We start from the raw sequence: 22,469 nt of genomic DNA, 5'->3' as shown, positions 1-22,469 counted from the left end.
TCATAATCGAGGTCACACGCTCGGTCGCGTCGTCCTTCGCGAGACCGTCGCATGCAATCGCGATATCGGCTTTCGTCGGTCGAACCGTGATCGGCATGGCACTGCTGCTGCTGGAAGCGGCAGCGGGCATCTGGCAATACGTCCGAGCAGACCGTGGCGTCGTCCGCCGCGTGCGTCGCGAATGATCAGGCCGGATCAACCCGGTCACCACGTCTGGCGATCGTACCAATCGCTCACCTCTTTGCGGGCCTGATCCTTTGCGTAGCCATAACGCTCCTGCAGGAGCCCTTCGAGTTGGTCCTGCCTGCCTGCAATCATATCGAGATCGTCGTCCGTCAGCTTGCCCCACTGCTCCTTGACCTTGCCTTTCACCTGTTTCCAATTTCCCTCGACTCGATTCCAGTCCATCGCAGCTCTCCTTGAACGGCCAAAACCGACCAACCGACTTATGAGCGCTTCGTTCCGCGCCGACGTCGCACCGGGAATTCGCACGTCTGGGCTCGCGAACCGCGAAAATAGGAACGTGGCTGCTCCGCACGGGTTGGAGCAGCACAAGCTTACGTCCAACCCGCGGAGCAACCTTATGTCGTAGCAAGCTCTCAGCGCCCCCTTCCTCGACATCTACGAGGCCGAAAGCAGATAAGATATAAGCGGCGCTGCCGGGCTTGGCGTGACGCACTTACAAAGCTTGCCATCACCGCGCTCAAAGCCTGGGCTGCATAACTGGGCTGCATAAGAAGGCACCCGATGAAGCGAACCGTTTTGGCAATGGCCGTCGTCGGCCTGCTGACCTCGACTGCGCTGGCGCAGTCGGTCGGTGAAAGGGCCGGCGTCAACTCCGTCCTCGGTGTTGCGCCGAAGACCGAGGATTTCATCAAGCGAGGAGTTCATCAAGGAAGCCGCTATGAGCGACATTCTGGAGATCGAGGCAGCGAAGGTCGCCCAGCAGAAGGGCAATCCAACGGAGAAGAAGTTCGCCGAACAAATGATCACCGATCACACCAAGATGAGCCGGGAGCTGAAACAGCTCGTCAATGGTGAGATGAAATCCGCGTTGCCGACAGGCCTGGATGACAGCTCGGAAAAGAAGCTGGATCGGCCGCGCAACGCAAAGCCGGACGACTTCGCCAGCGAATACGATCCGGCGCGGGTTAGTGCGCACAAGGACGCGGTCTCCCTGTTTGAGCGCTATTCCAAGGGCGGTGACGATCCGAAATTGAAAGACTGGGCCGGCAAGACTCTGCCAGCGCCATCTGGAGTTGGCACAGGACATGGACAAGAGCCGGAAGTGACGGTGTCATTTCTGGCCCTCGCGACTATGGTCTGAAGTCGTTTCGCGCATACGACCTGCGACCTGAGCGATCGGACGCAAAGACGAATGACGACGACGTAAGCGGCGATCGTTCGAGGACCGCGGTCCGGATTGCAGACCGATGTTCGATGGGAACGCGATTCACCGGGTTTGCGGAACAGTGCGACGACCTGTTCCGCCCATGCCACAGCATCTGCCGCGGGCCGCGACGGGAGCGCGCGGCATTCAGATTGGGGGGGCTTCCATTCTTGCTTGCTGCTGACCGTTTCGTCTGAAGCCATGGCGGCAGAGAGACGAGGCTGTTGCTACAGCCGAAATGCAAACGCATTTCACGAAGCCTACATTCGCGACGACCTGGACGCCGTGGTAGCGAAATTGCCGAGAACGCGGTGAGAGTGACAGCCAGCCGCATATTTAGGTCCGAGACGCCATATGCCGAAGCTTCAGCGATGCTCTCAAGCTCGGACTGCACGCCTATTCGGCTCAAGAAGTAATCTGGTGCTCCGAGGGCATCTACGTCACAAGTGCCCTGAGGCTCATACCGGCGTCGCGTGCCGGCAAACCTTGGTATAGCATTTGCAACCCCTTCGATATCGCTCGTTAACCTCCGTAGAATTGAGCCGCTGCCCGTCTTGTTGTTTGTACGTTTGACGTCGAAGTTCGATCATTCGAAGACAGTCGGTGGTCGGCTTCGGCAGACTTGATACGTTTGCTTGGAAGTTGTTGCCTGCCATTGAGGCGTGAGGACGAGTCTAATGGAAACGCGTGAGCCCATCGCCCTGTCTGATGTGCATCGGCACATTGTTTCGTTCCTGCAGAAGACGGATCCGGTGATCCTGGACATCGGTTGTTACGACGGAGCCGACTCGTTACGCTTTCTTCGGCTTTGCCCGGAAGCTCAGCTCTATTGCTTCGAGCCGGATCCTCGGGCGATTGCCCGCTTCAAGATGAACATGGGTCTCCATCTTGCGAAGGTGCCTCTGTTCGAGATCGCGATCAGCGATCATAACGGCAGGGTCGACTTTCATCCAAGCAACGGCGATGGCGAAGCGAAGGATTGGGCTCTCTCCGGCTCGATACGACGACCAAAGAATCACCTTGCCGAGTATGATTGGGTCCGGTTCGACAGCCCGATCTCGGTTGAAACGCGAAGACTGGATGACTGGTGCGCCGAGGCCAATCTGAGCAAGGTTGACTTGATCTGGATGGATGTGCAGGGAGCCGAGGCAGATGTCTTCGCCGGTGGCAGGCAGACGCTGAGCAATACGCGCTTTATCTATACCGAATACAGCGACAAGGAGCTTTACGAAGGACAGCTGACCCTTCAAGCCATGCTAAAGCTTCTCCCTTCATTCGAAGTGGTCGCCCAATATCCTCGCGCGGTGGAGGGTGATGTGTTGCTTAGGAACAAGAGCCTTTAGAGCAGCCGATTCCGCTTCCTTCATGCTGCGGGCCTTGGTCGCCACATTGACAACCATGGTTGGAGCCTGACTGGCCGTCGAATTTGCGTCGGCCTCTTGAATGCGAGCCCAGCGATGGCATTTACCGAGCTTTTCATCAAACGTCCGGTGTTGTCCATCGTCGTCAGCCTCCTGATCCTGCTGACCGGCTTTCGCGCGGCCACTGTTTTGCCGATTCGGCAGTATCCCAAGCTGTCGAACACAGTCGTCAACATCACGACGTCCTATCCGGGCGCTGCCGCCGACATGATCCAGGGGTTCATCACCACGCCCCTGGAGCAGGCGGTCGCTTCCGCCGAGGGCGTCGACTATATTACGTCCTCCTCGGTGCTCGGCACCTCGACGATCCAGGTCTATATCAAGCTCAATTTTGATCCTAACGAGGCGCTCACCGAGGTGCTCTCCAAGGTCAACTCGGTCAGATATTTGATCCCGAAAGAATCGAACGATCCGGTCGTCACCAAGTCGGGCGGTCAGGCCACGGCTGTCATGTATGTCGGCTTCTCCAGCGAGGAACTGACGGCCAGCGCGATCACCGACTATCTCTCTCGCGTGGTGCAACCGATTATGTCGACGGTAGACGGCGTCGCAGCGGCAGACATCCTGGGCGGCCAGAGTTTTGCGATGCGGCTATGGCTCGATCCTGCAAAAATGGCGGGGCGCGGGGTGTCGCCGGCCGACGTTTCGGCTGCAATCTCCGCCAACAACTTCCAGGCCGCGGCCGGCCAGGTCAAGGGTCATTTCAATCTCTTCGATGTCACGGCCAACACGGATCTGCGCAGTGTCGATGACTTCAAGCGCATGGTCGTCAAGGCCAAGGACGGCGGCTTTGTACGCATGGAGGACATTGCGACTGTCGAGCTTGCCGCGCAGACCACTGACGCCAGCGTTACCATGAACGGCGAACACGCGATTTTCATCGGAGTTCGGGCAAGCCCGCAGGGCAATCCGCTGAACATCGTGCGAGGCGTTCGAGCGCTGTTTCCAGAGATCGAGCGCAACCTGCCGCCATCACTGAAGATGAAGGTCGCCTACGACTCCACCAAGTTCATTCAATCATCGATCGATGAGGTGGAGAAGACGCTCATCGAGGCTGTCGTGATCGTGGTGGTGGTGATCTTCCTCTTCCTGGCCTCGCTGCGGTCCGTCATCATTCCTGTCGTCACCATTCCGCTGTCGCTCGTTGGTTCTTGCAGCATGATGCTGGCGCTGGGATTTTCATTCAATCTTTTAACCCTGCTCGCGATGGTGCTTGCGATCGGTCTCGTCGTCGATGACGCGATCGTTGTGGTGGAGAACATTTATCGCCATCTGGAAGACGGCGCACCGCCCATAGAGGCCGCTACAAAGGGGGCGCGCGAGATGGTCGGCCCCGTCGTTTCCATGACGATTACGCTCGCCGCCGTATACGCGCCCATCGGCTTTCTCGGCGGTCTCACCGGTACGCTGTTCCGCGAATTTGCGTTCACGCTGGCGGGCTCGGTGATCGTGTCGGGCGTGATCGCGCTCACGCTGTCGCCGATGATGTGCTCGGTCTTTCTCACGAGCGCAGAGGAGGGGCGATTTGCAAGGGGTGTGAACCGCACGTTCGGCGCCATGACGCGCTGGTACGGCCGCAAGCTCGACCGCTCGCTCGATTATTCGCCAATCACCGGGCTGTTTGCGCTGACCATGTTGGGCCTGGTCGGCTTTCTCTATCTGCATACGTCCAAGGAACTCGCGCCCGAGGAGGATCAGGGCATCGTCTTCGCACTGACCAAGGCGCCAAAATATGCCAATATCGATTACCTCGACTATTATGGCGCCAAGCTCGACACGGCGTTTAAGAAGTTTCCCGAGACCGACTTGCGCTTCATGCTCAACGGTATCAATGGGTCGCAGGCCGGCTTGGCCGGCATGTTGCTCAAGCCTTGGGACGAGCGCAAGCGATCATCGATCGCGCTCAAGTCGCAAGTCCAGGCCGAGCTGTCCAAAATCGAAGGTGTCAACGCATTTGCCTTTAGCTTGCCGCCGCTTCCGGGCGGTTCCGACGGCTTACCGGTGCAGATGGTGATCAACTCGACGCTCGGTTTCCAGTCCGTCTATGAGCAGATGTCGAAGCTGAAGGACGCCGCGCGCAGGAGCGGCCTGTTCGCGGTGAGCGACTCTGACCTCGAGTTCAACCAGCCGGTGGTCCGAATCAAAGTCGATCGATCCAAGGCCAATGATCTTGGCATTACCATGCAGAGTATCGGGAGCGCGCTTGCGACCTTGCTCGGTGGAAACTACGTCAATCGCTTCAACCTGCAGGGCCGCTCCTACCAGGTAATCCCGCAGGTGCCGCGCGAGAGCCGCCTGACGCCGGAAGCGCTCGGCAGTTATTATGTGAAGGCTGCAACGGGTTCGATGGTGCCGCTGTCAACCCTGGTTTCCATCGAGACTGGGACCGATCCGAATGCACTCACCCACTACAATCAGCTGAACTCCGCAACCTTCCAGGCCGTCCCGATGCCCGGCGTCACGATCGGCCAGGCCGTGGACTTCTTGGACGGGGAGGCAAAGAAGTTGCCGGCAGGCTTCAGCCACGACTTCCTTGCTGACGCCCGCCAATATGTCCAGGAGGGTAGCCAACTTCCGATCACTTTTGCATTTGCACTCATCATCATCTTCTTGGTGCTGGCGGCGCAGTTCGAAAGCCTGCGCGATCCCCTTATCATCCTGATCAGCGTGCCGATGGCAATCGTCGGCGCCTTGATCCCGCTATTCTTTGGCGCGGCGACGATGAACATCTACACCCAGGTCGGGCTGTTGACACTGGTCGGGTTGATTTCCAAGCACGGCATCCTGATGGTGCAGTTCGCCAATGAGCTGCAGCTCACGGAGAGGTTAGATCGCCGCTCGGCCATCGAGATGGCGGCGCGCGTCCGACTCCGTCCAATCCTGATGACCACGGCGGCGATGGTGACCGGCCTCGTACCTTTGTTGACCGCAACAGGGGCTGGCGCCGCGAGCCGCTTTTCGATCGGACTCGTGCTGGTCGCGGGCTTATCGATCGGTACGCTGTTCACGCTTTTCGTGCTGCCGGCGGTCTATGTCGCGCTCGCGTCCGACCACCGCGCCGACGCGGCTGACGACCATGCCAAGGACGCCCCCGAGCTTGGCCTCACTGAAGCAGCTGAAGCCCACTTGGCCAAGCCATGATGTTGGCAATTAACCCAGGGTCCGTCCGCTCGATTTCTCCTCGATGTCGGGGACAAATTGAGCGGACCGCGGTGATTTGATCGCACACGATTGCTGCAATTTGTGTTGCGGACGGACAAGAACGATCGTCCGCGACTGACGTGCTCGCTCTCGATCTATCGTTCGGCGGAGGTGCAGGACTACATCACCAAGAGGACGGCCGCGTCAGCGCGCCGGCATGACGAGCGGCGGAAGCCTCCAACGGCTTGGCGGTCCTGCGCGTCGAGATGTGCTGCTCCTGGTGCCGAATTGGGCTGGAATGAGGTGCTCGGCGAAGAATGCGCCTGCGATCCGCCGCTCGGACAGGCGGGATACTGTCCCTTCGCGCGGCCGGATAGAGACAATGGTCGTCGGTCTTAGACCCGGTGAATTGCCGTCGATCCACGGCCACGCAGCTTGCAAGATTGACGTCGCCGGAAAGAGAAAAGAAATGCATCTCCCTGATGAAATGAAGCGGCGTTGCCGTTTCTCCATTAGGTCTTGAAGGAGAATTGTCTACGTCAGACCGACGGCGCTCGGTCGCGAGCTAAAAGTTCTGCAGCTCCAAAATGTCAGACATAAATCGAGAGTCGTCCAACCTTGTGATCCACCGGCACACTATTCGCGCGCGGCAAGTTCAACGATCGTCGCCGTGTCGAGGATTCGACCGGCGAGGTCCTTGATCAGGACCTCGTTGCCGGCTTCGGCGAGTTCGTGGGCCTTGGCTAGAGCTTGCTTTGCTGAAGAAACAACAACTCGAATGGCACCGTTGCCGTTTTTCGAATACACTTGATATGCTACGTCGCTCATCGTCCACTCGCTGACGATGGCTTCTAATGCCTTTCCAGATCAGCGCCTAGTGCAAACGAGCCACAACTCGCAAACCTCCGAAACAAACGCAGAGGGTACGCCTGTCTGCAATTGGTCTCAGGTCCGTCTCCTGGCCGCCCGATAACCAACCGCAAACGCTTAAACGACGGATCATCCGCTTGGTCGCGATATGTGTTGTACGTCGCGCCTGCCTTCTCGATCTGGCAGGCGCATGAGAAGCTTTCCAGGTGCGAAACTGCTTGAGCAGGCACCGTTGCTCAAGCATTCGGTAATGTCTGCGCAAGAAGCTGCTCCGCCGTCTACCGCATCGCCTAAGACAGGTTGATACGGTAAGTCTGCCCCGAGCGTGCGGAGCTCCGTGACATGCACTCCGAAAAGAGGGCGAACAGGGCCGCTTGCGACTGCGTCCTGGCCTTACGTCACCTCCAGCGTGCGGCCATCCTCCCGTCTTGACGCTGATAGGCTTCAGCCGCTCACTGAGCGGATCGATTTGAAAAGTCAATATGATCTCTACTGCCGGATCTGGCAGGGGTGGGCCATCTGCACTTTGGGATACTCTCAAGCCCGTTCGCAGCCAAATGCCACAGTGGTTCGAAGCTTTGAATCGCGACTTGTCGATCGGCAAGCTCCCGAGAGAGCAGAATCTGCGGAGATGATGATGAGAAAGCGATCAGAGCACTATGGAGCTGATGATGAGTGCAATATCCCGCTGAGCAATCTGGATGTAAGCGAAGCCAGGCGGTTTCGAGACGACAGTATATGGGGATGCTTCGAGCGGTTGCGACGGGAAGACCCGGTCCACTACTGTCAGGACAGCCCGTACGGTCCATATTGGTCCCTTACGAAATACCGAGATATCGTAGCCGTCGATACGAACCACAGAGCATTCTCGTCGGAGCGAGGTGTCACTATTGTCGACGTGCCTGATGAACATTGGGCCTCGAGTTTCATCAAGATGGGGCCGCCCAAACACGCCGAGCGGCGCTATACCGTAAGTCCGATATTCGCACCGGAAAACCTGACAAAGCTCGAAAGCTTGATCCGCTCCCGGGTCAGGACGGTCCTGGACGGCTTGCCGCGCAATGACACCTTCAACTGGGTGGACATGGTCTCCATTGAATTGACGACGCAGATGCTCGCTACGCTGTTCGACTTTCCATTTGAAGATCGGCGGCTCTTGACCTATTGGTCGGACGTCGCGGTGGCTACCCCGAAACCAGGCCACGCGATCGACAGCTGGGACAAGCGAAGCACGATTCTATCCGAGTGTCTGAGCTATTTCACCCGACTTTGGAATGAGCGCATTGATGCCGAGCCGCGCCTCGACCTGATTTCTTTGATGGCACACTCGCCGGCTACACGCCATATGGAGCCGAGTGAGTTTCTCGGGAATTTGGTTCTATTGATCGTAGGGGGGAATGACACCACGCGCAATTCGATGACCGGTGGCCTCCTGTTCATGTATCAGAATCCCTCCGAACTGCGAAAGCTACGTGACAATCCCAAGCTGGTGTCGAGCGCTGTGTCCGAGATTATTCGATACCAGACGCCCATCGCCCATATGCGCCGCAACGCTGCGACCGATTGCATCGTAGGTGGGAAAAAAATCAGAAAGGGCGACAAGGTCATCATGTGGTACATCTCTGGCAATCGCGACGAAGAGGTCATCGAGAACGCCAGCAGTTTCGTCATCGACCGCAAGAACGTACGGCAGCATCTCTCGTTCGGATTTGGCATCCATCGCTGCCTTGGTCGACATCTTGCAGAACTGCAGTTGAAAGTCCTTTGGGAAGAGATGTTGAATGCGCGGTTGGAGTTCCAGGTTGTGGGCGAACCCGAGCGTATTGCGTCTAACTTTGTGCACGGCTATTCGACACTCCCTGCGCAAATTGCAGCCTAGTCTGTGATGCTCGGGCTTGAGAGCCGGCACTCAGCACGGCATTCAATCCGGTGTCCTATCCAGGCTCGCCGCCGCACAATGCATTTGATCGGTACTGCATCTTGAGAGCGGGGGCCATCAGACAGGCGCGACGATGACGCTCCGACGCAATTGCAGCGTCGATGGATCGGTATGCTGCGGAGCGTCGTCAGGGAAGGTGCGAGCGAGGAAGAGATCGTCGAGCACAAACAAATTGCAGTCAAAGATTGCTCCGCAGTCGAGCTTCGTCATGAGCGGCCTGAATGAGGGCGTAACGGTTTGAAGACGTCATCTGCCTTGAGATACTGAACCTTAAGGCCTTGGGATGGTCAGGTAGGCGAAGAGCTTGGCGACTTGGGATTAACATATTGGCCGTGTGTCCAGATGATTTGACCCCCAATCGGCCAGGTAGTCGGCTCCAGCGGACAGGTAGTGGCTCACGGCCGATCTGAGACAGACGGACTATTGGTGTGCTGCCCGGTACCTTAGAATTTTCGCTGGATGCGCATCTGGATGCGTCTAACGGCGACCCTGGCGAAAGTTGAGCCTGCGTTGCAAATCCCGCATCGGTCTGTCGTTCGTTGCAAGTTGCCATTCTGCAGTTCGTTCCGCGCTATCGTACGTTTTAGTGCGCAATGTCGTGTTCGCAACACGCCTAGCGGCTGACTTTTGGCCAGAAGGGACGCGTCGCGCCTTGCGTCTTGCGTCACGTTGGTCGCACGTCGCACCCGTACCGGCCGTCAGGCCAGTGGCCCGGCTTTTGCTCCGCTGCGTGCCAACGACGTGCGGTCCCCCCTTTGTCGGGAATTGTCCGCTACGGAAGGCGTTATGCAACGAAGGGCGATGCCATGAAAAACTGGAATCCCGTGACGATCGAGGGGCTAGGCGCCGCCTCCGGCGCTCCTAATTTGACGACGGGCACAGCGTTGGCGGGCGAATACAGAACCGGTGCCAGGCGGAATGGTGATCTTCGTTATGTTTCAGCCGACGGGAGCGCCCTTGCCGAGACCACGCTCATCTCAGACCGACCCGAAAGCTTCACGCTTCAGAACGGTTTACAAGTCGTGGTGATACCGGATCACCGCACGCCCGTTGTGACCCAGATGATCTGGTACAAGGTCGGCTCCGCCGACGAGCCGCCGGGCAAATCGGGGATCGCGCATTTCCTCGAACACCTGATGTTCAAGGGCACGGCCAAACATCCACCGGGTGAATTCTCCCAGGCCGTGCTGCGGGCCGGCGGCCACCAGAATGCCTTCACCGGGGTCGACTATACCAGCTATTACCAGCAGGTGCCGCGCGAGCAGCTCGGCAAGATGATGGACTTTGAAGCCGACCGCATGACCGGCCTCAGTCTCAAAGAGCAGAACGTGCTGTCTGAGCGCGACGTCGTGCTTGAAGAGTTCAATATGAGCGTCGCCAACGATCCCGGTGCGCGGCTCACCCAGCAGATGACGGCGGCGCTCTACCTCAACCATCCCTACCGGCGACCTGTGATCGGCTGGCGGCAGGAGATCGAAAAGCTGGATCGCGAGGACGCGCTCGCATTTTACAAGCGGTTCTATGCACCGAACAACGCGATCCTGATCATCGCCGGCGACGTCGAGGCCGACGAGATCCGCCCGATGGTGCAGAACAAGTTTGGCGATATCCCCGCGCAGCCATCGATCCCCGCGCACCGCCGGCGACCGCAGGAGCCGACGCCGGCCGCGCCGCGCACCGTGACGCTGGCCGATCCCCGCGTCGAGCAGCGAGTGTTGTACCGCTATTATCTCGTGCCGTCGGCTCGGACCGCGACGCCCGGCGAGAGTCCCGCCCTTGATGTGCTCGCGCAACTGATGGGCGGCGGCGTCAACTCCTATCTCTATCGCGCGCTGGTCATCGACAAGAAGCTCGCGGTCAGCACCGGAGCGAGCTACGAGCGTATCTCGCTCGATCCCTCCCAATTCGAGATTTCTGCCATACCGAAACCTGGCGTCGAGTTCGACCAGATCGAGTCAGCCATCGAGGGGGTGATCGCCGGCATTGCGCATAATTCCGCGCGCGCAGAGGACCTCGAGCGGGTCAAAACACAGCTGATCGCGCAAGCAATCTATGCCCAGGACGATCACGAAATGCTAGCGGACTGGTATGGCCGCGGGCTCACGACGGGACTGAGCATCGACGATATCCGAGGCTGGTCTGACGGCATCTATGCCGTCGACGCTGGGCGGGTGCGCGAGGCCGCGCGGAAATGGCTCGACAAGAAGCGCTCAGTGACCGGCTATCTCATCAAAGAGTCAACGTGAAAGCACGGGGAGAAGCAATCATGGCCTATCTCTTCACACGGCGTGCGGTCCTTCTCGGCGGAGCCTCGCTCTCAATCGCGATGCCCACGTCGGCATCTGCGCGTTCCACAGCTAAGGCGCTTGCCGCAACCGAGATTCAGCGCTTGGTCTCACCTTCCGGTATAGAAGCCTGGTTCGTGCAGGACGCGAGCGTCCCGTTGATCGCGATGGAATTTGCCGTGAGCGGCGGCGCGACCCAGGACCCCACCGACAAACCGGGGGTCGGGCACATGGTTGCGAGCCTGCTCAATGAAGGCTCCGGTGATCTTGATTCCAAAACCTTTCACGAGCGGCTCGACCGTCGCGCCATTGAGCTGAGCTTTGGACCGACCCACGACCACTTCTGCGGTTCGTTGCGCACGCTCGAGGAGAACAAGGAGGAGGCCTTCGACCTGTTGCGGATGGCGTTAACCTCGCCCCGTTTCGACGCGGCCGATCTCGAACGGGTTCGTGCCAGCACGCTTGCGGTCCTTCGGTATGACTCGACCAATCCCTCATCGATCGCCGATCGCAAGTTCCTCGAAGTCGCCTTTCACGATCACCCCTATGCTCGCCCGACCGGAGGCACGATCCAGAGCATGCCGAAGATCGGGGTCGCGGATCTCAAGGGCTATGTTCGACGCGTGATCGCAAAAGACACGCTCAAGATTGCGGTGGTCGGCAACGTCGATCCACAGGTTCTCTCCAAACTGCTCGACAGGACCTTCGGCAGCCTGCCAGCCAAGGGGGAGTCGACGCCGGTCCCCGACGTGGTCGCAGCCAAGCCGCCGCAGCGCGTTTTCATCCCGCTCGATGTGCCGCAGACGGTTGTGACTTTCGGCGGCCCCGGCATCCGCCGCAGCGAGCCCGATTTCATGGCCGCTTATGTCGTCAACCACATCCTCGGCGGCGCCGGCCCGACGTCGCGGCTGTTCCTCGAAGTCCGCGAGAACCGTGGGCTGGCCTATTCGGTCGGTGAGCAACTGGTCTGGATGGATCGTTCGGCCATGTTTGTCGGCCACAGCGGCACCCGCACCGATCGCGCCGGTGAGACAGTCGAAGAGATCGAGAAGCAGGTCCGTCGCATCGCCGAGGAAGGCCCGACCCAACAAGAACTCGATAATGCAAAGTCTTACCTGAAGGGCTCGCAGATGCTGGCTCTCAACACATCATCAAAGCTTGCAGGAACGTTGCTGCAGCATCAGCTCGACAAGCTGCCGATTGACTATATCGAAAAGCACAACGCCGTCGTCGAGTCCGTGGCGTTGGGGGACGCCAAGAGGGCCGCGCGCCGGCTGTGGGGCCAGGGTCTGCTCACCGTTGTCGTCGGCCGCTCCCCAAGCTGAGCACCAGCGCCGGCGGCACGTATGTCGGCATGCTCTCGGCAATGGACCTGCTCTCATCACTAGTCGACTTTCCAACCCGAACACCGATGAGGAAAGGCTCGCTCCAGGTGGCCTCGATGAGCGCGAGCGTGCACGGCAGGGACGGGCCATACCGCGAGCGAAGGGGCGCGTCGAGGTCGATCCGGTTGACGCGGCCATCCTCCATGCCGATAGTCGGGCATCATCGCGATGAGGATCGGGGAAAAAGCTCCGGCCGTGGCGCGCGACAGTTTCGACGTCCGGCGCGAGGACAAGCTGGTCGGTCACGTCCGCCGACAAACTGAGGCCGTCCAGGATATCGAATCCGCTTACGACGAAGCTTGGATGTTGGATCCCGAATGGCCGCCCGGCTTCCGTACGCAGGGGCCCCACTCGTCGCCTGCACGAACCGGACGTCGTCTATACTTGGTCCCTTAATCTGTTTCGTGAGGGCCGCACGGCTCCAGACGATCGGTGCGATCCTTCGTATCGCCGAAACGGCCGTTTTCGCGCTACTGGAAGAGATCGGCGTAGGCCTAGCCGAATCGTGGCAAATGGGGCAATTCGGGTTCTCACAGCGTGTCAGGAGCGCGGCGGGGCGAGCTTTTATCCTCGTTGAGCAATTCCTGTTCGGCGAGCCGCCAGAATTCTTCGTCCCGTCCCTCCGGCTTGCCCGCCTTCTCCCAGAGCTGATAGGCACGTGCCGCTACCGCTTCGTCAATCCGTCTGTTCATCAGACTACTCCTGACCACTCAACGAATGGGAACTTGATGCGTTCCTACGTTTTGGACTGGCCATTGAACGAACCGCCGGTACCAGCTCTTTGGGCGCCCAGCAGCCAGCGGAATTGGCTGGACACCGTTCACGACCAGCCGGTGCGGATCTTCCCCTTCAAGCACATCGATCATGGCACAACGCTCAATGACGCTCGGCAAGGACAACGTTACTCGGAGTGTTTTGAAGCCGACGATCGGCATCAGGGAGCGCCCGTCCATAACGATCATCTCAGCTGCGCGATGATCTCATCGCCGGGCACTGTGCAGGGCTCGATGTCGGCAACGGACGAGCGCGCCAGTTCGGGCGAGGTCTCGACTCGGCTTTTCGTTTGAGCATGCCGGAAGATGGTCTATCCCGGATGCTACCGCAAATCCGTCAGCGCGCCCGCCACTGGCCTCCAACAAGCCTCTGCTTTACGTATTCGGCCTGCTCCTTCGTCAGCTTCTCAGCGAAGCCGTCCTCGAACCGAGCTGGGCCCTTGCATTCTCGATCATAAACCATCCAGCCTGTGGCTCCTTGCCGAACGAGGAACCGAGCCTGCAGAGGTGCTGGGTCTTCCAAGATGGCCTCCAACTAGCGGGTGCAATTTGCCATCCAGCTTCCGTGCTGCCGTCCCTGGATTGACGGAATTTACCGGCTGTAGTCACGATGTTAGAGAGCTTCACAGGAATAGGAGGTCTCAACATTATGGTGCAGTTCGTCCTTTTCATCGTGGCGGGGACATCTCTGTTCAGCCTGGCCGGATCTCCTTCGCGGTCAGATCACGCGCAGGGATTGATCCAAGACTGTCGGCGGCTCTTTGGTTTTGGTCCCTAAGAACGCGTCAACCTTTCCGGCGCGCTTGCCTCGGCCATCTACCGTCCTTGCGGCGCGTCATCCATGCTCTAGAGACGATCGTTGATCAGGCAGCTTGCTTTCTGGTCGTGCAGCATGTCCCTGGACTGGCGGGTCGCGCGAAGGGCGAGGCAGGCGATTAGAACGATCGTGAGGAGCGCGTAGTACCGTCATTCCATGTATCGACCTTGGGTCTGAAGAACTGCGGGCTCGACAAGATCGGATAGGGTTGTAGCCTTTCAGGGCGCCTGACGATGACGGGATACTCGATTGCAACACCTTCGGCGCGCGTTCCTCAAGCCAGTGTTCGGCGGGCCTCATTGGAGGCAAATACCTTGAGGTATTCTCCATCACCGACTTTCTTGCTTGCATCTACATGGATCCAAACCGTTTCATCGGTCTCTCTCGCGATTGTGCCTGCCCCCAATTGGGATCTGAGCTAAACTCGTGAACGTTGCGCGGGTTCAACGTTTGCGTGAGGACGCGGGGCAGGCCTAGTCGGTCCGGTACGAGAGCCGACAGGCCCGGACTGCGAAACTCCCAAACGACCCCCGGCGGAAAGAGCGCCAAGGGTCGCCAACCTGGTTTGGGGACAGGTCTTCTCCCGGTTTAGGGGCAGGGGCAACCGAGAGCAAGGAATCGACTCTACAGGCGCAATGAGGTTCCTAATCGGGCCGCGTGCCAATTTCCCGAGTTGTCAGGGACCGAAGCCGATTTCGGCGAGCCACTGTCTCCGACCTGCCCGTCGAAGGCGGGACTCCCAGATGACAGAACCCGAGACGTTTCCGGAGAAGAAAGCCGAACGGGCGTGGGCAACGGCGCAAAAAACCATGGCGGCAAGAAGAATGGGTCCGGTCAGGCACCGACGAGAGCCCGTCGCCGTCACGAAAGGGCGGCAGGCCTGACGGAAAATGTCGGCGACCCGACCGACCGCTGAGCGTTCCAGATCTGCCAAGAAGGCTGCCAGAAATAGCGAAGCCGTGCGGCATGAAGGAAACCACAATACCGACTTGCGAAACCTGCAGCAACGGCGCGCGTTTCATCAATAAGCTTGGACGCGCCCCTTGGTGTCCGTCCGGAGTACGAAGGACTGCTGTGCTGTTTTGACAGGCTCGCAGGTAGACGCTGGCGTCGGCCATCGACTCGTCTCCCGCCACCCAAATCGTCGGGACCTGTCCATATTGTCGCACTTTCTATGATGCTCAATGCTGTCTCTTCGCGTCACGAACGGCTGAAGTCACCAATTGCGCTCCGAGGGGTCCTGAGTTCGGTTTCGGGAGCATCCCAATTTCAGTTTCGACGGGCAGGACGACAAGAAGAACTCCGATGTGGATCTCCGACGAACTGGAAGTCCCGGCTGACGATATGGGCCGCCGTCCAGAGCAGGCGACCGCCGGGACCGAATACGCGCGTTGTGCTCGTTCGAGCGTGTGAGCAACTCAAACATTCGCGAAAGCGCTGAGACGAAACTCGGCACAACGCCGGCGACTTGGCCAAAGCCGCCACAAAGCAAGTTAAGGCCGAAACGCCCTTGGCGACGCGGGGCTCTCGCAGCGCGCGAAAAGCGGGGCGCGTGCCCTGCAGTGGAAGCTTCCGCTGCGGATCGGTTGACGTCGCCGGCGCGCGGCCGCAATCAGGACTGTGCTCTGGTCGCCAGTGCAGGACTATGAGGTGAGGTACGAATCAACAAACGGGCGGTCCGCAGGGGCCAGTGAAGCAGGCGGTGAGGAAAGTTGGCAATAGCCGCGAGCGGGTGGAGCGACGTCTGGACTCCCGCATGAAGGAGCGCAGCCGCTAGTTTCTCAATCCGCGAATTCGGTCACCGCTTGGCGTCGGGATGAGCGTCAATATTCGCTCTTGCCGCAGCCAGCGCCTCCTGACTGGTTTGGTAAGTCATTGTCCGGATGGTCTGCCCGCCGGTCAGAGGCGTGATCTCGACCAACGAGCCGCCGCCTGGTTGCTCGATGTGCCTACAGCGGCTCTCCCTACAAAGGAAAAGGCCGCCAACCGAGGCGGCCTTACAAGGCCGATATCAGAAGAGCGAACGAGGCGATGAGGATTGCCGTACTGATGGCCACCACGACCAAGGCTCTTTCACTGCTGCTCTGTAAATCTTCGTCATCCATTGCAGCGAAACGGCTGGTTCGCGCATGCCGTTCCTGTCGGGAGTCGTTTTATGCGCGGGTCGAACTGAGACGGCCTATCGCCTATCGTAGAGCGATGCGGGCTACGGCCGTTTCCGCGATGTCTTTCGGCTCGCCAATGCACGTCCTGCTGGCCTCGACAACCTTGCGGGCCACCATCTCGCAAAGCGGATCGTTACGATCAACCAGGCCCATCGAGCGTAGAGCGAGGTTGAAGGCCTCGTTTAAGATCTCAATTTCTTCCGGCGTATATTTGCCGCCTTCTAGCACGCGATTGATTGGCATTGGCCGTCCCCCGGCCAGAACGTAAGTTCCGTTTGTGGCATGGATCTCCGATCAGGATCGGAGCAGTTGCCGCCCGATCGGAATTGCCGATTCCAGGCGGGCGGAGGGGAGGAAGATTGCCCACGTTCGTGGGGCATTCGCTTTGTCTGCCTTAGACTCCTTTTTTCCCAGGACGGGTTTTCGGTGAGGCCGGGGGGCGGCGGTGGTCGCCGCCCGTGATGGCCTCCTCTATTGCGTGCTGATCGCGATGCGCTTGACGCCCGCTCGCGGATTCTCGGACTTCGGCAGTGAGATGGTCAGGATGCCGTTCTTGAACGACGCCTCGGCCTTGTCCTCCTCGACGTTCTCAAGCGCAATCTGCCGCTGGAACGAGCCGTAGTAGCGCTCGCTGAAGTATCTGCCTTCATCCTTGCGTTCGCTCTTCTTCTCGCCGCGGATCGTCAGCACCCCATTCGCGATTTCGACCTGGACGTCGTTCTCGGTCATACCGGGAAGCTCGGCCGATATCGTCAGCGCCTTGTCAGTCTCGCTGAGTTCAATCCGGGGCCAGCCGAATTGCCCTTCCATCAGCGGGGACAGGCCCGTTCCGCCGAAGCCGCGGAAGACATCGTCGAACAGTCGGTTCATTTCGCGATGAAGCGTCATGAACGGATCGCGGGTGCCGCGGGCCGGCGCGAGCTCCTGGTTTCTTGACCAGGGAATGAGATCACGAACTGCCATGGTTTTCTCCTTCGTTGCATGAGCCATGGAACGCGGCCACGCACACGCGCCGCGTTCCGCTGTCGCACCTCAATTAGGTGTCAGGCCGCCTTCTGCTCGATCGGCGAGGCGAAAGCGGCGCCGCTTCCGATCTGAATCCGGCGCGGCTTCATGGCCTCCGGCACCTCGCGGACGAGGTCGATGATCAGTAGTCCGTCGCGGAAGGAGGCCTCCTTCACCTGGACATAGTCGGCGAGATTGAACACGCGCCGGAACGGACGGGCGGAGATGCCCCGGTACAGGAACTCGCCGGCCGCGTTCTCGGGCTTTCTGCCCTCGACGGCGAGTGCGTTCTGCTCGGCCGTCACTGTGATGTCGTCGGCCGCGAAGCCGGCAACCGCAAGCGAGATCCGATAGTGGTCGTCGCCGAAGCGTTCGATATTGTAGGGGGGATAGTGGTCTTCGCCTGCCTGCCGCAGCGTGCTGTCCACGAGATCGACCAAGTGATCGAAGCCGATCGTGGAGCGCCACAGGGGCGCGAAATCAAAGGTGGTCCTCATAGCCAAGTCCTCCAAAGAGCAAGATGGATACAAGGAGCGCAAGGCAGGAGTCAGAGCGGGTCCGATACCCAGCCCGGCGCCCGCGCCGGACCCGTAAAGGCGTCCGGCACACCGCTCTCGCGGCGAAAAATGAGTTAGGAAAACGCAAGGGCGTTTCAAGGGGTGCGCAAAAAAAATTGCAAGGCGGCGACGTGATCTGTCGGAAGCACCCGCCGCCGCGATGGAGTGCGCCAGGTAGCCATTCCGGCCTGAATATATTGTGCAGGGTGAGATCCTCGCTGTCTCAACACCGAAAAGGACCGTGACGCCTGTCAGGAGTAACGACCCTGCTTGATGAAGATTTACTCGCATCCGCGCTCGCCGCAACACCGTCCAGCGCTATCATCGGCTGCTGGAGACGGGCCTGTCGGACATCGAGCGCCAGTTTGTCAAACAGCGGGTGGCACTCGACGCGCCTGCTGCGATATTTCTATGAGCCGATTGGGGATGTGCTGTACGTTGAGGACGAGTATCGCAAGCCGGTTATGCTCGATTCGAACGAGCGGAAGGCGATGTGTTGACGGGCGTTCTACCTCTGGTCTGGTTTGGCGTCTGAGCGTTGGATCCGGAAAATCTTCGGTCGGAGACTTGCATCTCCTTCCCGGAGAATAGGACGCGTGCGGCAGACCGAAGGCGCCCGTTTGCCTCACCACAATCCTGCCGTCCGTTTCGGGACGCTAGCATTCTTGTGGCGGTTGTGCGGTGTTTGGAATTTCCAAGTCCATCTAGACAAAGCCGCCGGTATCGGCGGGCTCTTAAGGATCGCCGTCACCGCCGATGCCGGCAGAGCTTGACAGCGCAGATCCTTATGGCGGTCTGCCTGCGAGGCAGAACAAGATCGCCCTAATCCACTGCAGCTTACTATCGCCCACCTAACGCGGGCATCCCTCATCGCGGCCGCTAGCACCACCGCGGCTATCGCGGAACTGGAGCCCACGGTGATTCTGATTTTCTTGTTCATCGACGGGAATGCCCTTCGTCAGCTGCTCGTCAGCCAGGAGACCTATCCAGACAGGGCGCGCATTCTCGACCATATCGGAGTTGGAATATGACGGGCATTGATCGATCTGGCCAATCGCACGGTGAGGCTGCACCCGCGAACAGCGCCCGGGGATCCTCCAGCCTCGTCCCCGGGGAAGGCAGCCAATTTTTCGACGCCGCCTTGGAGCGGATGCATTCTGGGCGGCAAGATCGAGCGACACCACATGCTAGCCACCCGCCAAGTTCGGCTGTGGCCGCCCCAAGAATCGGCGAAATCAAGGCAGCGAAGCGAAAGATTGGCCGCCTGCTTGAGAACTTTGATGTCAGCCGCAATGCGGCCATGCAAGCCCAAAGCCCTGAGCAGGCGCAAGAGCTGATCGATCAAGTCGTTGGCGCAGGATCGGAAGTTCTGGACTACTACGCAAGCCTGCGGCCGGATTTGGCGCGTCGCATCCTGCCCGACGATCAGGCTCGCCGACTCCGCGACGGGACGCTGGATGCGGGGAACCAATGTAACGTCGTGGCCACCCCGATTATCTACGGCTTTGAGAAGAGCAGGAAGAAGGCGGCTGAAGTTCTCGAAGATACGCGCAAAAGTAATGCGCCGTCCCATCAGCTGAGCCGAGTCGTCGCCGGTGTGTCGAAGCACTATATCGACTGCATGGAGTGGTGGGGAAAGAAGGCATTGCGCTCGGAGCGGATGCAGTCCGTCTGTGCAGCCACCGCTGACTTACCAAGCGCCTCGCCCGAAATGCGACAGGCCGAAGAGTCTACGCTACGGCTGCATACAGGCTGGGCACTGTATACGAAGTGCATGTATCTGCAATCGCGGATTGCTCTTGCGCAGGTCTTGATTGGGCCGCTGGCGAGCACGTTCCAACCAGCCGTGCGCGAGGCCCTCGTGGGTGAGGACGGGCGGGTACGTCTGCTCGGGACCTTCATTGAGGATGTCTTTCCGGCATTCCTCTCGGCGTCCGACGCTGTTCTGAACGGCGGAGGACGGCCACTCGATGCAGAGCACTGCGCTGTCCTTGAAGGGGTCATGGAGCGGCTTTCGGAGTTTGCTTTAGGCGTGCACGGCATCGTTGTCGGTCTAAAGGATGCCGGAACGGCGGGCGACCTGCCGTTGGAACTATTGGACCAGATCGTCGAAGGTGCGTGGGTCACGGCGCACGAAGTCATGCGGCTGATGGCAGTGCAGCCAAAGACGCCAGCCATGATTGAACCGCTGGCCGAGGCTGCGATAGCGCAAAATACTGCAGCGGCTGAAGGGAGTGCAGGGCGCAGAAAGGGGAAGGGCAAGCGCGCACCGGCCGCAGGCGAGGGCAGTTCGACGGGGCGGCCCGAGCCGCAGCTCGCCAAGCCCGACGCCGGCAGGGCCCCGACAGCCAAAGTTGTCGTGCTCTCGGATCTGGGCACGAAGAAACTCGCGAGCGTGGAGGAAGCACACGCGATCGCGTCTTCGTCGGCAACCGCACACCTGGCGATGTGGCAGGCTCCACCCTCTAGGAAGGCACTGACCGGACTGCTCTCTCGATTGGACGAACTCTTGGAGTTCGACCTGCCCGGTCAGCAAAGTGCCGTCTCGCAAACCCGCCAGATGAAACCCGAAGATGCCGACCACGTCGTTGGCACCGTCATTGAGCGCCTGCAGAGGCAGGCCGCTGAGAGTGAGGCCTGTGTGGCCGCGCTGGAGGAGCTCCGTCGCAGTGGCCTCCTCACGCCTTTGCAGGTGCGCGAAGTGCACAGCAAAATAGTACGACTCAAGGCGATGTTGTCTGAGGTGCAGGGTCAAGCAAACGCTTTGAACGCGCAAAGGACGGCGATCACAGTCGATTGCATGAAAACCTATGCGTTTCCCTCGCAGAATTACCTTGAACAATTGCAAGCGGCGGGGGAGTTGGCGCCTCCGGATCAACCGCGCGCGTTGAACGGCGATCCGGGGACGTTGTTCGAGATCAAGCTGCAGCCCAAGGCGTTGCGCAACCGCGCGATGCCGAGTCCGATGTGGGTGCACATCCATACAACGCGGCCGGTATCTGCGTGGCAGTTGGCGATGCTGGGTGACGCCGACTTCGCCGCTTGCCATGTGAAGTCCCATGAACAGCGCGGCTACAATCGGCACTGGCAGAACGCGCGAGCCGCGATGGGACACGAAAACGTCGTGATCCACCGCGGCAAGCTCACACCTGCATTCTGTAGATCTTTGTTGAATAACGCAGTTGGCGCCAACCCGTGGTATCGGTCTGCCGAGGCAGAATACGCGTCGATGCGGTTCTCTCGCCTCGGGATCTAGTTACCTGGCCGTCTCGCGGCAGAGTGCCACTTGTGGGCAGCCGTGATCACAGTATCCGGCGGCTATGCCGGGCTTCGCTTGTTCGCGGCGATCTGAGTTGTCGGCGGTGCGGTCTCGGGCATCATGAGCATGGCAAAGAGCCCGGCCGCGCTGGCGACAAGCATATACCAGGCGGGCGCCAGCGCGTTCCCGGTCACGTGGATCAGCCCGGCGACGACGGGCTGAGCTGTGCCCCCAAAGATCGCTATCGCAAAGGCATAAATCGTCGCGAAGGCGCCGCCGCGAATGTTCTTGGGTAAACCTTCGACGAGACTCACATAGAAGGCGCTATACGGAATGGTTCCGATGAGGGTGAGCGCGCCGAGACCTCCAAGAAGTGCGACGGCACTGCGGCTCTCTGCGATCCACAAGAACACGGGATAAGTCATCAGCAACGCAGTGATCTGCGGCCATATCATGACGTGCCGACGTCCGGCCCGATCCGCAAGCCAACCGCCCAGCAATGCGGCAGCGATTCCGACCGCATTACTGATGAGCGTGGTGGCAAAGGCGAGAGGCGCAGAAACTTGCAGGGTGTGCAGCGCATAGGTGGTCATATACTCCGTGACGTAGGTGATAATCGTGCAGCTCGCCAAAATGACGAATCCAAGGCTCATGATGCGGCGAGCGGCAGGCGATCTCTTGACAGACTGGACGACGGGAGCCGCCGCTTCGGGGCGGTGCAACGTTTCGGGCAAGGCGCTCCGCAGCCAAAATCCGAACGGCAGCGTAGCGGCGCCGAGCAGGAGCGCGATCCGCCATCCGTACGCATTGAGCGCCTCGCTTGTCATGGTCAGGGAGAGTATTTCTCCGACAAGCGCGCCGGCCGTTGCGGCGATCTGTTGGCTGGCAGGCTGAAACGAGACAGCAAGACCGCGCCCTTCGACCGGCGCCGCCTCCAGCAAATAGGCAGTCGTCGGGCCAACTTCACCGCCCAGCGCAAAGCCCTGCACCAAACGTGCGAAAATGACCAGCAATGGAGCGGCAATTCCCACTGCCTCGTACGAGGGCGTAAGCGCCAACACTAGGATCGCCGCGCTCATCATGGCAAAGCTGATGGTCATCGCGGGCCGCCGACCGGCCCGATCCGAGTAGGAGCCGAGCACCATAGCCCCGATCGGTCTGGTCACAAAACCCGCGCCGAACGTTGCGAGCGACAACATGAGGCTGGCGAACGAGTCGCTTGCCGGGAAGAACGCCTGGCCGATCTGGATCGCGAAAAAGCTATAGGTCCCGAAGTCGTAGAATTCCAGAATATTGCCGATAGTTGCTCCCCACACGGCGCGGCCGGTCAAGCGTTCGTCTGCCGGAACCAGGACCGGCTCCGGCTTCTCCCGAGTAAATTGGCTAGCCATCCTCGATCCGTCTGAAGCTCTAGTCGCGGCCGAACATTTCGACCAGTCAGGTCGCGCGCGTTGCATTTCAC

At 59.8% G+C, this 22,469-nt stretch carries 15 protein-coding genes and 2 pseudogenes; 9 read left to right on the top strand and 8 right to left on the bottom strand.

The window, feature by feature from the left end:
* Nucleotides 1-204: 204 nt before the first annotated feature.
* Nucleotides 205-408 (bottom strand): CsbD family protein, encoded by a 204-nt coding sequence (locus MTX23_RS27995; RefSeq protein WP_280973365.1) that lies wholly within the window; start codon nt 406-408, stop codon nt 205-207.
* Between the two features lie 339 nt (nt 409-747).
* On the opposite strand from MTX23_RS27995, the pseudogene MTX23_RS27990 reads away from it, so the two are divergent.
* The 3 genes and pseudogenes from MTX23_RS27990 (at nt 748) to MTX23_RS27980 (ending at nt 5,952) form a co-directional block, all read left to right on the top strand.
* Nucleotides 748-1,292 (top strand): annotated as a pseudogene (locus tag MTX23_RS27990) (DUF4142 domain-containing protein).
* Between the two features lie 775 nt (nt 1,293-2,067).
* Nucleotides 2,068-2,733: an FkbM family methyltransferase gene (locus MTX23_RS27985; RefSeq protein ID WP_280973364.1), complete on the top strand. Its 666-nt coding sequence runs from the start codon at nt 2,068-2,070 to the stop codon at nt 2,731-2,733.
* Nucleotides 2,734-2,847: 114 nt separating this feature from the next.
* Nucleotides 2,848-5,952 carry a multidrug efflux RND transporter permease subunit gene (locus MTX23_RS27980; RefSeq protein ID WP_280973363.1) on the top strand — a complete coding sequence of 1,035 codons (3,105 nt, stop codon included), beginning with the start codon at nt 2,848-2,850 and terminating at the stop codon, nt 5,950-5,952.
* 636 nt (nt 5,953-6,588) lie between these two features.
* Here MTX23_RS27980 and MTX23_RS27975 read toward each other — a convergent pair.
* Nucleotides 6,589-6,780: a hypothetical protein gene (locus tag MTX23_RS27975; protein WP_280973362.1), complete on the bottom strand. Its 192-nt coding sequence runs from the start codon at nt 6,778-6,780 to the stop codon at nt 6,589-6,591.
* Nucleotides 6,781-7,453: 673 nt separating this feature from the next.
* Between MTX23_RS27975 and MTX23_RS27970 the strand changes: the two genes are divergently transcribed.
* Nucleotides 7,454-8,701: a cytochrome P450 gene (locus MTX23_RS27970; RefSeq protein ID WP_280973361.1), complete on the top strand. Its 1,248-nt coding sequence runs from the start codon at nt 7,454-7,456 to the stop codon at nt 8,699-8,701.
* Nucleotides 8,702-8,818: 117 nt separating this feature from the next.
* Here the strand turns inward: MTX23_RS27970 and MTX23_RS27965 are convergent, their stop codons facing one another.
* Nucleotides 8,819-8,971, bottom strand: a complete 153-nt coding sequence (locus tag MTX23_RS27965) for a hypothetical protein (RefSeq protein WP_280973360.1) — start codon at nt 8,969-8,971, stop codon at nt 8,819-8,821.
* Between the two features lie 764 nt (nt 8,972-9,735).
* Here MTX23_RS27965 and MTX23_RS27960 point away from each other — a divergent pair.
* Nucleotides 9,736-11,007, top strand: a complete 1,272-nt coding sequence (locus MTX23_RS27960) for a pitrilysin family protein (RefSeq protein ID WP_280978222.1) — start codon at nt 9,736-9,738, stop codon at nt 11,005-11,007.
* A gap of 80 nt (nt 11,008-11,087) precedes the next feature.
* The gene (locus MTX23_RS27955) at nt 11,088-12,371 is read left to right on the top strand and encodes a pitrilysin family protein (RefSeq protein ID WP_280978221.1); all 1,284 of its coding nucleotides are present in this window, start codon (nt 11,088-11,090) and stop codon (nt 12,369-12,371) included.
* A gap of 590 nt (nt 12,372-12,961) precedes the next feature.
* On the opposite strand, the gene MTX23_RS27950 is transcribed toward MTX23_RS27955, so the two are convergent.
* Nucleotides 12,962-13,123, bottom strand: a complete 162-nt coding sequence (locus tag MTX23_RS27950; protein ID WP_280973359.1) for a DUF2934 domain-containing protein — start codon at nt 13,121-13,123, stop codon at nt 12,962-12,964.
* 63 nt (nt 13,124-13,186) lie between these two features.
* On the opposite strand from MTX23_RS27950, the gene MTX23_RS27945 reads away from it, so the two are divergent.
* Both MTX23_RS27945 and MTX23_RS27940 read left to right on the top strand, forming a co-directional pair.
* Complete coding sequence (locus MTX23_RS27945; protein ID WP_280990708.1) at nt 13,187-13,498, top strand: hypothetical protein; 312 nt, start codon at nt 13,187-13,189, stop codon at nt 13,496-13,498.
* 2,085 nt (nt 13,499-15,583) lie between these two features.
* Nucleotides 15,584-15,798: pseudogene (locus MTX23_RS27940) on the top strand (DUF3606 domain-containing protein).
* Nucleotides 15,799-16,207: 409 nt separating this feature from the next.
* Here the strand turns inward: MTX23_RS27940 and MTX23_RS27935 are convergent.
* From MTX23_RS27935 to MTX23_RS27925, 3 genes are all read right to left on the bottom strand, one after another.
* Nucleotides 16,208-16,429, bottom strand: a complete 222-nt coding sequence (locus MTX23_RS27935) for a hypothetical protein (RefSeq protein ID WP_280973357.1) — start codon at nt 16,427-16,429, stop codon at nt 16,208-16,210.
* Nucleotides 16,430-16,657: 228 nt separating this feature from the next.
* The gene (locus MTX23_RS27930; protein WP_280973356.1) at nt 16,658-17,149 is read right to left on the bottom strand and encodes an Hsp20/alpha crystallin family protein; all 492 of its coding nucleotides are present in this window, start codon (nt 17,147-17,149) and stop codon (nt 16,658-16,660) included.
* An 80-nt stretch (nt 17,150-17,229) separates the two neighbouring features.
* Nucleotides 17,230-17,688, bottom strand: coding sequence for an Hsp20 family protein (locus MTX23_RS27925; RefSeq protein WP_280973355.1), 459 nt, complete (start codon nt 17,686-17,688; stop codon nt 17,230-17,232).
* 1,087 nt (nt 17,689-18,775) lie between these two features.
* On the opposite strand from MTX23_RS27925, the gene MTX23_RS27920 reads away from it, so the two are divergent.
* Complete coding sequence (locus MTX23_RS27920) at nt 18,776-21,004, top strand: hypothetical protein (RefSeq protein WP_280973354.1); 2,229 nt, start codon at nt 18,776-18,778, stop codon at nt 21,002-21,004.
* 62 nt (nt 21,005-21,066) lie between these two features.
* Here MTX23_RS27920 and MTX23_RS27915 read toward each other — a convergent pair whose 3' ends face one another.
* Complete coding sequence (locus MTX23_RS27915; protein ID WP_280973353.1) at nt 21,067-22,398, bottom strand: MFS transporter; 1,332 nt, start codon at nt 22,396-22,398, stop codon at nt 21,067-21,069.
* Nucleotides 22,399-22,469 lie beyond the last annotated feature (71 nt).

It is taken from the genome of Bradyrhizobium sp. ISRA436 (assembly GCF_029910015.1).
In the GTDB taxonomy this organism is placed as follows: domain Bacteria; phylum Pseudomonadota; class Alphaproteobacteria; order Rhizobiales; family Xanthobacteraceae; genus Bradyrhizobium.
This window is presented reverse-complemented; position numbering and strand designations above follow the sequence as displayed.

Excerpts from the sequence above, each read along its gene's own strand:
- MTX23_RS27925 (WP_280973355.1), bottom strand. The coding sequence starts at position 17,688 with ATGAGGACCACCTTTGATTTCGCGCCCCTGTGGCGCTCCACGATCGGC.
- MTX23_RS27915 (WP_280973353.1), bottom strand. The coding sequence starts at position 22,398 with ATGGCTAGCCAATTTACTCGGGAGAAGCCGGAGCCGGTCCTGGTTCCG.
- MTX23_RS27930 (WP_280973356.1), bottom strand. The coding sequence starts at position 17,149 with ATGGCAGTTCGTGATCTCATTCCCTGGTCAAGAAACCAGGAGCTCGCG.
- MTX23_RS27985 (WP_280973364.1), top strand. The coding sequence starts at position 2,068 with ATGGAAACGCGTGAGCCCATCGCCCTGTCTGATGTGCATCGGCACATT.
- MTX23_RS27950 (WP_280973359.1), bottom strand. The coding sequence starts at position 13,123 with ATGAACAGACGGATTGACGAAGCGGTAGCGGCACGTGCCTATCAGCTC.
- MTX23_RS27965 (WP_280973360.1), bottom strand. The coding sequence starts at position 8,971 with ATGACGAAGCTCGACTGCGGAGCAATCTTTGACTGCAATTTGTTTGTG.
- MTX23_RS27980 (WP_280973363.1), top strand. The coding sequence starts at position 2,848 with ATGGCATTTACCGAGCTTTTCATCAAACGTCCGGTGTTGTCCATCGTC.
- MTX23_RS27975 (WP_280973362.1), bottom strand. The coding sequence starts at position 6,780 with ATGAGCGACGTAGCATATCAAGTGTATTCGAAAAACGGCAACGGTGCC.
- MTX23_RS27935 (WP_280973357.1), bottom strand. The coding sequence starts at position 16,429 with ATGCCAATCAATCGCGTGCTAGAAGGCGGCAAATATACGCCGGAAGAA.
- MTX23_RS27955 (WP_280978221.1), top strand. The coding sequence starts at position 11,088 with ATGCCCACGTCGGCATCTGCGCGTTCCACAGCTAAGGCGCTTGCCGCA.
- MTX23_RS27970 (WP_280973361.1), top strand. The coding sequence starts at position 7,454 with ATGATGATGAGAAAGCGATCAGAGCACTATGGAGCTGATGATGAGTGC.
- MTX23_RS27920 (WP_280973354.1), top strand. The coding sequence starts at position 18,776 with ATGACGGGCATTGATCGATCTGGCCAATCGCACGGTGAGGCTGCACCC.
- MTX23_RS27995 (WP_280973365.1), bottom strand. The coding sequence starts at position 408 with ATGGACTGGAATCGAGTCGAGGGAAATTGGAAACAGGTGAAAGGCAAG.